Consider the following 10,408-nt stretch of genomic DNA (forward strand, 5'->3'; position numbering starts at 1 on the left):
TTCTTTTTTTAAACCAATTGTTTAACCCTCTTTACTGCTTGCGGAAGAGAGGGTGGTCGAGCACGGGTGAGTCCCCCGCCATGCATTGAAAGGAATGCGCCAACAGCCTTTGGCGGAAAGAGGGTTATTTTTTGTAGATTTTCTTATTTTCGGATGATGGATTCAATAATTGAATTTTGCCGGATGCTGAGACAGCGGGAAACACCTGCCGGAAAACTTTTGTGGAGTTTTCTAAGGAACAGACAACTGATAAAGCATAAGTTTCTTTGTCAATACCCAATTTGCGTTTCGGCATTCGGTTATAATCGATACTATATTCCTGATTTCTATTGTCACGAGGCAAAGCTGGTAATTGAAGCGGATGGACCGATACATTTATTAAAACAAGATTATGATAAAAACCGAGACCTGGTTTTAAACGCTTTAGGACTGACCGTCCTAAGATTCGAAAATGATGAAATACTAAATAAGACAGAGTCCGTCATTAATTTCATAACCGAACATTTAAATAAATTTAACCACTAAACAACCCTCTTTCCGCCGAAGGCGAAGAGAGGGTCCGTACGAAGTGCCGCGGGGTGAGTCCCTACGCGTTAAGGATGGCAGCGGATACCGGCCCGGCGCCTAAAGCCTCGCGCAGTATGAGCGTACAGCCTGATCCGCCTAAAGGCGGAAACGCCCTTATATCTCATCACAAAAAAGCCATTTATTTTATACCGCATTATTTTATCTTTGGATGCACAATAACCTACACAAAAATTTAGTCAACAACAAAAAATGAAAAAAGTAATTCTTGTAACAGGAGCTTCATCGGGGATAGGTCTGGCAAGTGCCACCGCTTTACATGAAGCCGGACACACCGTTTATGGTACCACACGTAACCTTGCAAAAAAAGTGAACGTGCCTTTTAACCTGATTGAACTGGACGTAACCGACGATGCATCTGCCCAGGCAGCTGTTGCTAAAATTATTAAAGCCGAAGGTAAAATTGATGTACTGGTAAACAACGCAGGTAACGGTATTGCCGGTCCGGCTTACGCTATGCCGGTTGACAAAGCCAAGCAACAATTTGAGGTTAACTTTTTTGGTGTGGTACGTATGTGCAGCGCGGTTATCCCCGAGATGCTGAAAAATAACAGTGGTATTGTAGTAAACATCAGCTCACTGGCGGGCTTGTTTGGTTTGCCTTATCAAAGTATGTATGTAGCATCAAAATATGCTGTTGAAGGATATTCTGAAAGCTTGCGTATGGAGCTGCGTAAAACCGGTGTTAAAATCACCACCATAAACCCGGGCGACTTCAAAACCGAGTTTACCGGCAGCCGCGAGAAAATTCCGTTTACCGTCGATCATGATAAACTGAAAGCAAACTACGATATCGCGATAGCAAGCATAGAAAAAGACGAAAACGCAGGTGCCGACCCAATTGCTATTGGTAAGCAACTGGTTAAAATAGTAGGCAAAAGCAACCCTGCCCACCAGTACCTGGTAGGCGCCATTGGCCAAACCATTGCGGTTACGTTAAAGAAAGCGTTGCCGGGTGGCATATTTGAAGGCTTGATGGCCGATCATTACGGGATAAAGTAATTTAAGATAAATAGTACCTTTGTCATTGCGAGGAACGAAGCAATCGCACGCTGCAAAGTTTGCGATTGCCACGCTATGCTCGCAATGACATTTTTTTTGAATAATAGTGGGAAAAGACAAAATAAGACGTTTCGCCGAGATAGAAGACTTCAGCAACGTTTTACAACTGGATGAAGGAAAGCCTTATAAGGGCCAATGGAGCAAAAACTTTTTTAAGAACGAAAACCCGGTTGTGTTGGAACTGGCCTGTGGTAAAGGCGAGTACACCGTAAACCTGGCCACGCTGTTTCCGGATAAGAATTTTATTGGGGTCGACTATAAAGGCAACCGCATTTGGCGCGGGGCCAAGACGGCTTTAGAGGATGGCGTAAATAACGTAGCTTTTTTGCGCATCCAGATAGAGACATTGATAGATTATTTTTCAGCCGGCGAAGTGGACGAGATCTGGATAACATTTCCTGATCCGCAACCTCAATTGAGTCGTGAGAAAAAACGTTTGACATCTCCACGGTTTTTGAATATGTACACCGAAATATTGAAGCCCGGTGGTTTTGTTAACTTGAAGACGGACAACGACGGTTTTTATGAATACACTGCCGGAAAGATCAAAGAACTGGACCTTAAAGAGCACATAAACACGGCAGATCTGTACAAGTCTGAATTTGCAGACGAAGTGCTGTCTATCAAAACCTACTACGAGAAAAAATATTTAAAGGATAACAAGAATATTAATTACCTGAAATTCTCATTCAAATAACACAGGTTATGCCCGATTATAATTTTTATGATAACGTACTTGATGTCGCCCGGCAGATTCCTGTGGGGCGTGTAACATCATACGGGGCTATTGCCAGCTATCTGGGTACAAAGGGGTCGTCAAGGATGGTGGGCTATGCAATGCAGGCTTGCGGGTCGGCACAGCCGCCGGTACCGGCACATCGGGTGGTTAATCGCCAGGGTTTGCTTACTGCTAAGTTTCATTTTGGTGGTAATAGGATGCAAGAGTTACTGGAAGCTGAAGGTGTAAAAGTGAAAGACAACCAGGTACAGGATTTCAAAGAAGTTTTCTGGGATCCGAATATCGAATTAGCACTCTAATAGCTATTACTGGCTGAGTTTTTGCGGCGGCTGCTGCGTGAAAACATATCGACTACAATTTGAGCAAAAGCTCCCAATACCACTTGCCGAGACCTGGGATTTTTTTACATCGCCATTAAATCTTGCTAAAATAACTCCTCCTAAGATGGGGTTTAAGGTAACATCGCCCTACGATGCGGATACCAAGGTTTATGAAGGCATGATCATCACTTACAAAATAACACCAATCTTCGGTATTAAAATGGGCTGGATGACGGAGATTACCCACGTTAAAGAGCACGACTATTTTGTAGACGAACAGCGCTTTGGCCCCTATGCGCTATGGCATCACGAGCATCATTTTAAACAAATTACCGGCGGCGTATTGATGACCGATATTTTGAATTACGCTATCCCCTACGGTGTAATAGGCCGGTTAAGCAATTCGTTGCTGGTTAAACATAAAATACAAAGAATCTTCAACTATCGCGAAAAAGCCATCAATGAGCTGTTTGGCGTATTCCGTCGATAAGCAATTACTTGCAATATTTTTGTAAAGCATCTTTCGCATCCTTCAAACCCAGCTTTGCAGCTGCATTTAAGTCGGCACATGCATTCGCTGCATCGTTTTGGTTGATCCGCAATATGCCACGTTTAAAGTAGGGTTGAGGGTTTTTAGGATTGAGCGTTATGGCTTTGCTATAATAAGTCATAGCCAGCGGGATATTCTTTAAATTAACTTGTGCATCGCCCCAAAGCGTATAAACGTCGTCACTTTGCGGGTTAAGCGTCAGCGCATATTGAAAGTCGTTTTCTATCCGCGGCGCATTCGGGATAAAACTTTTGGCATAACCCCTATAAGCAAAGGTTATCGCGTTGTCTATATTGATAAACAGGGTGCTGTTATAATCATCCACCGCACCTTCGTAATCCTTCAATTCCATCTTTACACTGGCGCGTAAAAAATACGCCTGGTCGTCGTTTTCTTCAATGCTGATGGCTTTGTTAATGTCTTTTAAGGCACCGTCAAAATCTTTAAATGTAGCTTTAGCGTGACCACGGTTTTGGTAGGCTATGGCCAGGCCTGTATCTATAGTAAGCGCCCGGTTATAATCAGCCATTGCCGAGTCAACCTTGCCCAGGTTTTCTACAGCGATGGCGCGTAAGGTGTAGTAATAGGCATTGTCAGGTTCTTTTTTTACCAGCCCATCAAATATCACTGCTGCGTCTGTGTAAAATTTGCCTTTTACCATTGAGCTGCCTAAATGCACATATAAGCTGTTATCCTTAGAGCCTATATTACCCACCTTTTTATAATCATCAAGCGCGTGGTTTCTGTCACCCAAGGTTAGGTAAGCATCGCCGCGCCGCAGGTAATGTTCAGCGTTGCCGGGGTTGTCTTGTACGGCGTGATTAAAATCAGAAAGCGCACCTTTAAAATCCTTTAACATAATTCGCAATTCGCCGCGAACGGCAAAAGGATAGTCATTATGGATGTTCAATTCCAGCGCCTTGTTCAGATCAGCCATCGCTGCTGTGGTATCGTTTAGTTTAAGCTTGGCCAGGCCGCGGGTGGTATAAGCAAAACTGTTGGTGGGGTCAAGCTCTACGGCGTCATCCGCATCATCAACAGCTTCGTCATAGCGCTTAATACTCAACTTGGCATCGGCGCGGCTTTGAAACAGTTCAGAATTTTTCGGGTCAAGACTAATGCCTTTATCAAAATCGGCGATGGCCTCATCTTTTTGATTCAGGTTATTTTTTACGATGCCGTCATACAGATATAGCTCTGCATTATTAGGGTCCTTTTGAATGAGCGTGGCAAAATATTCAAGGGCCGATTTCTCATCATGATTATTCCCCAATGCATTGGCCAGGTATTTATAAACGTTTGGCTTTTTTGGATCAAGGTCGATGGTCTTTTTATAATCGGCAATGGCCGAGGTGTAATCGCCTAAATTGGCTTCCGCATTGGCTTTGTAAAACAGTGCATCGCTGTTTTTAGGGCTCAATGCTAAAGTCTTATTATAATCGTCAATGGCTCCTTTAAAATCAGGCACATTGCCTTTTGCGTTGGCACGATAGAAAATAATATCAGGATTCTCCGGGTCGAGCTTTGCGGCAACATTATAATCTTCAATAGCGCCTTTGTAATCATCTACATTAGCTTTTGCTACACCACGATATTCATATAAAGAAGGGTCGCTTGGCGAAATAGCAATGGCGCGGTTAAAATCTTCGATCGAAGCTTTATAATCGCCGAGGTTTGATTTGGCATCTGCACGGTAGTGGTACAAGATAGCATTACGCGGACTCATGCTTATCGCTTTATCATAATCGGCTATCGCCTCTACATAATTTTTATTGCCGTTGTAGGCATTCCCCCGGTAGTAATACAGAAACATGGTAGCCTTAGCCGGGGCAATGTTATAAGCGGTTGTAAAATCTTTTATAGCCGATGAATAGTCTTTGATTGCCGAGTAGGCATTGGCCCGATAAAAATAGATATTAGGATCTTTACCATTCTGCTCAATAGCTTTGGTAAAATCTGCAATGGCACCGGTATAATCTTTGGCGCCGGCTTTGGCGTTACCGCTTTGCGTTAACGGCGACTCTGTCTGGGCCATGCAGTAAAAAGGAAGCAATAAAAATATAAGGAATGATCTAATCATGTTTTTACGCTAAAAAGGCCTTACTATAAATGATACCGAAGCGCTGGATCCATCGCCCGTGTTGCGCCCGTTTATAAATGTCCCCGCCGAAACAAACACCGAAAATTTACGGGTTATTGAATAACCATAACTTAACGATACCTGGTTAAACGCAAAGTTTTTGTTGCTTGCAATATGCTGCGGATCATACCCGCTGCTCAGGCTGCTGGTTGAATAAAAACCGCCAATAGTAGCTGATAGTTGTTGCTTAAAACGCCTGTCCAGCGTTACGCCGAAGGTGCCGGTATAACGGTCTTGCAATGGGCCACTGCTGCCAAAATATTGCCGTACACCATTCTCTAAGGTAAAGTAATAGTTTTTGCCCAGCAGGTGGCCGCTGCCGCCAAACGATGCTTTTAACTCTGCGCCTTGCTCGCCGTAACCCAGGTTTAAGTTGTCTTTATATAAAGGCTGTATATATGTGGCCTGCACCGCGAAATAGTAAATGTAATTAATGTTGAAAGCATAATACCTTAAGCCTACCTCCAGATCAGTAAAACCAAAGTTTTGACTGCTATACCCTGTATTGTCGCTATAAGTGTTCATTACATAAGGCAATTGAGCGGTTAACGTAAAGCGCCTGGTGAGACCGTACTCTGAGTACAAAGAATAACTGATAGATTGAAACTTGCCCCCATTCAGAAAAGGACTAAGCCTGCGCAAAGAATCCCAGCCCTTATTGGCAAAAAAATAGTTTACAGACGGCGATAGCAACCAACTGCCCGGCCGTACCGGGAAAACGCCGCCATAACTGTTGCTTCGTAAGGTGATAAACAATACGGCTGTTATTAAAAAGTATTTTAAACGGGGTTTGGTAAAGCTCATATCATATCTCTAAAATAATCCAAAGGCATCGCGCATCCAACGGCCCTCTAAGTTTTTATATTCCTGCGATATCTCGTGCCCAAGGTCCTTAAATGCCATAATACGTTTGGGCGATTTAATGTTATTATAGGCGGCATACTCGTTATTAGGCGGTGCAAACGGATCAAGCAAACCTATACCCATAATAGTAGGGCAGGTAAGGTTAACCGCAAAGTTTTTGGCGTCGTAATAATCCAGGTTATCCAACACCTCATCTAAGGTAAGGCCGGGTTGTGTGCCAATATATTTGTAGATACTGCTCATTGGCCAGTCAACCTCGCCAACCAGGTTACGCACATCGCAAAAAATAGGGTTCTGTGCAGAGCACAGGTTAACACGCTTATCTAAACTGGCGGTAATTATTGATAAATAACCACCCATACTACCGCCCGACACCAGGATCTGATCATGGCGCAAATTAGGCTGCGCATAAATAAAGTCTATGGCACGTAAACAGTCGGCTACTACGCCGCGCATTACATATTTGTTCTTGTCTTCAACATGATAAAAAATAAACTCATCCCTACGGGTATTGATAGGGCCACGGCTATTACCCTGCCCACGCACGTTTAATGTAATAATAGCCAAATCGTCATCAACACCCATTAGCGGATTCAGGTTTACCTGGTAACCCGGTAAACCCAGCAATACAGAAAATTTACGATTTTTATTTTTACTGATGGGCACCGTCATCCAACCGCGAATGGTCATGTCGCCTAATGACTGCATCTCTATTAAATAAACATGCCGGTTATCTTTGTCCAGCTTAGGCATGGCCGTTAATTTAAATCTGGGCTTTACCACTGCCAGCTCATTCTTCACTTTTTGCCAGAACTGGTCAAAGTCGGCAGGCCTTCTGTGGGTCGAGGCAATTAGCTCTGGTTTTATACCAAATACCTTGCGTGTTGTGTCATCATAATCGCTCACATTTATCATGAAGTTTACTTTATAAAACCCTACCCCTCTGGCGGGTACGGTGAAATTGTATTTCTCAACGCTTTTTTTGGCGATCTTAACTTTGATAGAATCTGTAAAAAGCTGTACCCCTTTTTCTGTTGTAACCGTGTACGATACTTTACCTACCTGATCTGTGCCGGTAGTGTTTTTTACTTCAAAAGTATATTTGGCCTTATCATCAAAAAATGCGTTTTTACTAGCAGACGTTAAAATGGTTGATACTTCGCCTGCATTATTTTTGTCGTCATCATCGTCGCTATCTTTGTCTTTTTTGGCCGGTGGCGAATTATGCGATTGTGCTTTTGCAATATTAGGCCACGTTCCTGACATACCAATAAAAGCCACAGCCAATAACAGTAATCTGAAGTAGGTAATTAATATTTTAAAACTAGCGCTCATTATAACTAACATCGGCATGTCCCGCCGTTAAATTCTATTTTTAATTAATATAACCCAAACTGATCATGCATCCATGATTGTTCCAATTTTGTATATAGCGGGCTTACATCATGCCCCAAATCTTTAAATACCATTATTTGTTTCTTGGCAGTCATGCTATTATATACCGCAAAATCATTGGTGGGCGGCACGTAAGTATCTAACAAACCTACGCTCATAATAAAATTGCATTTAACCTTCGGGGCAAAATTCTTCACATCAAAATAATCAAAGTTATCCATAATGTTATCTATAGTTAGCCCTGGCTGTGTTTTTAAATAGATATTGATGGATTGTATCGGAAATTTGACTCTTTTAACCAGCGCGCGCATATCTGCAAATACCGGGCTTTGTGCCGAGCATAAATTAACGCGATAGTCTAACGCTGCGGTTGTTATGGATAAATAGCCACCCATACTGCCGCCCTTTACAAAGATGTGCGCATGGTTTATTTCGGGCCGGGTGTATAAAAAGTCCATAGCACGTATACAGTCCATAATAACGCCACGCATAACATATTTGTTTTTATCGTCGATGTTATGGACTACAAATTCATCATGGCGCGTATTAATAAATTCGCGGCTGTTACCCTGGCCACGTACGTTCAATGTAAAGAAGGCAAAATCGGGGTCGCCAACGGTCATGATGGGGTTAAGGCCAATCTGGTAGCCGGGCAAACCAAGTACTACCGACAGCTTCTTGTTAGGGTGATCTAAAACAGGTTCTGTTAACCAGCCGCGAATGGTAATGTTGTCCAGCGATTGCATTTGTACCAGGTATACGTTGCAGAGCTTGTTGCTCATTTTTGGCATAAACGTCACCTTAAATTTAGGGTCTACTTTTGCCAGGTCGTCTTTGGCTTTTTGCCAAAATGCATCAAAATCGGGCGGCGTACGGTAACTGGATTTAATGAGCTGGGGTTTTACGCCAAAAACCTGGTGCAGGGTATCGTCATAATCATTGGTATTGATCATGAAGTTAACCTTATAAAAGCCGGGGCCATTACCGGCTATATCAAAATTGTATTTACCGATGCTGTTTTTTGCAACGCTGATCTTGATGGAATCGGTACGCATTTTTACGCCGTTCTCGTCGGCCACGGTATAGGTTATCTTACCCGACTGGTCGTCGTTTGTGGGGTTTTTTACTTCAAATGTATATTTAGCGTCCGCATCAAAGAAAGCGTTTTTATCTGTAGTGGTTATTACGGTTGAAATTTCGGTTTCGTCTGCCAGCAATTTTTTATCATTAGTTTTTGATTGCGCAAAGGTTACCGTCGCATTTAAGAGGATAATTGCGGCAATAAAAAAAATCAGTTTTGCAAACATTCCCGCCATAACGATTCTATTTTATTTCAAGTGAATTATTGTCAGGATTGGACCGCTTATTTTTAATCAAAAAATCAGATTTACGAATGTAATGATTCAACGGTTCTTCAATGGTTTTAAACAGCAGTATAGCTATAGCATTCAAGAGTATAAAGGCATACAGCAGGTTTAACTTATCATATTCAAACGGCGAGTGCCAGTCTACGCCCCATTTATCATAAAGACTAAAAGCAAAATCATTCAGCCAGTTAGTGCCCCGATGTATCAGGTTATACATCCACCCCAAATGGATCAAATAAAATATATAAGAGCTTTTACCCAGCAGCTCTACAAAAGGGTTAGCTAGTACTTTCTTTAAAACTGTGGTTTCGGTTAACAACCCGTAAAAGAATAGGGCCACTGCAATACACAAAAAATAATTGTTAACGATAATGCCGGTAGGGCTCTGCACGCCGGCTGCCCAGCCTTTGGGTATGGGCTGAAAAGACATCACCAACACACATAAAAATATCAGCACAAAACCCAGGTAGGTATATACAACCTTGTTGGTGCGCTCAAAACCTTTGTTTAAAACAATGCGCGCCAGTTGTACGCCCACGTAAAATTCAAAGCATCGCCCAAAAAAAGTAAACAGCATTACAAAAGGGAAATTGCCGAAGAAACCATACCAGTTTACGTTTCTAAAAATCATCACCATGCCCACAGCAAAAGCAGTTAATATCAACGGCTGGATATAAAACTTGCCATATTTTTTGGCGATGAGGAAGATGATAGGGGCCGAAAAGTAAAAGCATTCTTCGACAGTTAAGCTCCAACCCTGCGCTATGCCGGTGTCCCAAAAACGATAAAAGAAACCACGAATGAAAGTGATATTCATGATCAATAACCAAACGGGGTTTTGATATCCCCGGGTTATGCTTTCATCCCTGGTAAAAAAAAAATAAACGAACGCGCTAATGGTCAAAATTGCGTACATGGGGTATATACGCGCAACGCGGTTTTTAAGGTATTGCTTAAACCAATCAGTTGTTAAATGAAAGTTATTATAGTATCGATAGGTGATTAAAAAACCTGATAGTACGAAGAAGATAGACACCCCGATGTGGAACTCGCCGAAGAAGCGTTGCACATTGTGGGGAAAAGTATCATCGAAAATGTAATAATAGTGGGATACAAAAACCAGGTACGCAGCCAGGGCCCGTACGCCTGTTAAAGCCGGAATATAGTTTTGTACAGCTTTTTGTGCCAAAAGTTTACAGATTTAGTGCCCTCTAAAATACTTGATTATACCTTTTATTGCAAAACAAATGCCGGGCTGTCGCCCGGCGCTCTTCGCCACGTCATCGTGAGAGAGGAACGAGCGTGACGATCTCCGGAACGCGTCCCCGTCCGCTCGTTCAGCGATCCTCACGCTGCGCTCAGGATGACGTGTCGGAGAGAAAGGGC

General features: G+C 42.7%; 10 protein-coding genes. 5 read left to right on the top strand and 5 right to left on the bottom strand.

The window, feature by feature from the left end:
* Window positions 1-183 precede the first annotated feature (183 nt).
* The 5 genes from HB679_RS20405 to HB679_RS20425 all read left to right on the top strand — a co-directional run bounded on the left by HB679_RS20405 (window position 184) and on the right by HB679_RS20425 (window position 3,196).
* Window positions 184-525 (top strand): endonuclease domain-containing protein, encoded by a 342-nt coding sequence (locus HB679_RS20405; RefSeq protein WP_255547687.1) that lies wholly within the window; start codon window positions 184-186, stop codon window positions 523-525.
* Between the two features lie 252 nt (window positions 526-777).
* The gene (locus HB679_RS20410) at window positions 778-1,587 is read left to right on the top strand and encodes an SDR family oxidoreductase (RefSeq protein WP_214073890.1); all 810 of its coding nucleotides are present in this window, start codon (window positions 778-780) and stop codon (window positions 1,585-1,587) included.
* 106 nt (window positions 1,588-1,693) lie between these two features.
* The gene (gene trmB / locus HB679_RS20415; RefSeq protein WP_214073891.1) at window positions 1,694-2,344 is read left to right on the top strand and encodes a tRNA (guanosine(46)-N7)-methyltransferase TrmB; all 651 of its coding nucleotides are present in this window, start codon (window positions 1,694-1,696) and stop codon (window positions 2,342-2,344) included.
* An 8-nt stretch (window positions 2,345-2,352) separates the two neighbouring features.
* Window positions 2,353-2,685, top strand: coding sequence for an MGMT family protein (locus tag HB679_RS20420; RefSeq protein WP_214073892.1), 333 nt, complete (start codon window positions 2,353-2,355; stop codon window positions 2,683-2,685).
* A gap of 145 nt (window positions 2,686-2,830) precedes the next feature.
* Window positions 2,831-3,196 carry an SRPBCC family protein gene (locus tag HB679_RS20425; RefSeq protein WP_255547686.1) on the top strand — a complete coding sequence of 122 codons (366 nt, stop codon included), beginning with the start codon at window positions 2,831-2,833 and terminating at the stop codon, window positions 3,194-3,196.
* Between the two features lie 4 nt (window positions 3,197-3,200).
* Here HB679_RS20425 and HB679_RS20430 read toward each other — a convergent pair whose 3' ends face one another.
* The 5 genes from HB679_RS20430 to HB679_RS20450 form a co-directional block, all read right to left on the bottom strand.
* On the bottom strand, window positions 3,201-5,291 hold the full coding sequence (locus tag HB679_RS20430) for a tetratricopeptide repeat protein (RefSeq protein ID WP_214073894.1): 2,091 nt from the start codon (window positions 5,289-5,291) through the stop codon (window positions 3,201-3,203).
* A 54-nt stretch (window positions 5,292-5,345) separates the two neighbouring features.
* On the bottom strand, window positions 5,346-6,200 hold the full coding sequence (locus tag HB679_RS20435) for a hypothetical protein (RefSeq protein ID WP_214073895.1): 855 nt from the start codon (window positions 6,198-6,200) through the stop codon (window positions 5,346-5,348).
* A gap of 9 nt (window positions 6,201-6,209) precedes the next feature.
* The gene (locus HB679_RS20440) at window positions 6,210-7,526 is read right to left on the bottom strand and encodes an acetylxylan esterase (protein WP_214073896.1); all 1,317 of its coding nucleotides are present in this window, start codon (window positions 7,524-7,526) and stop codon (window positions 6,210-6,212) included.
* Between the two features lie 113 nt (window positions 7,527-7,639).
* Window positions 7,640-8,971: an acetylxylan esterase gene (locus HB679_RS20445; RefSeq protein ID WP_214073897.1), complete on the bottom strand. Its 1,332-nt coding sequence runs from the start codon at window positions 8,969-8,971 to the stop codon at window positions 7,640-7,642.
* 7 nt (window positions 8,972-8,978) lie between these two features.
* Window positions 8,979-10,211 carry an acyltransferase gene (locus HB679_RS20450; RefSeq protein WP_214073898.1) on the bottom strand — a complete coding sequence of 411 codons (1,233 nt, stop codon included), beginning with the start codon at window positions 10,209-10,211 and terminating at the stop codon, window positions 8,979-8,981.
* Window positions 10,212-10,408 lie beyond the last annotated feature (197 nt).

The organism is Mucilaginibacter sp. dw_454 (assembly GCF_018449775.1).
Classification (GTDB): domain Bacteria; phylum Bacteroidota; class Bacteroidia; order Sphingobacteriales; family Sphingobacteriaceae; genus Mucilaginibacter.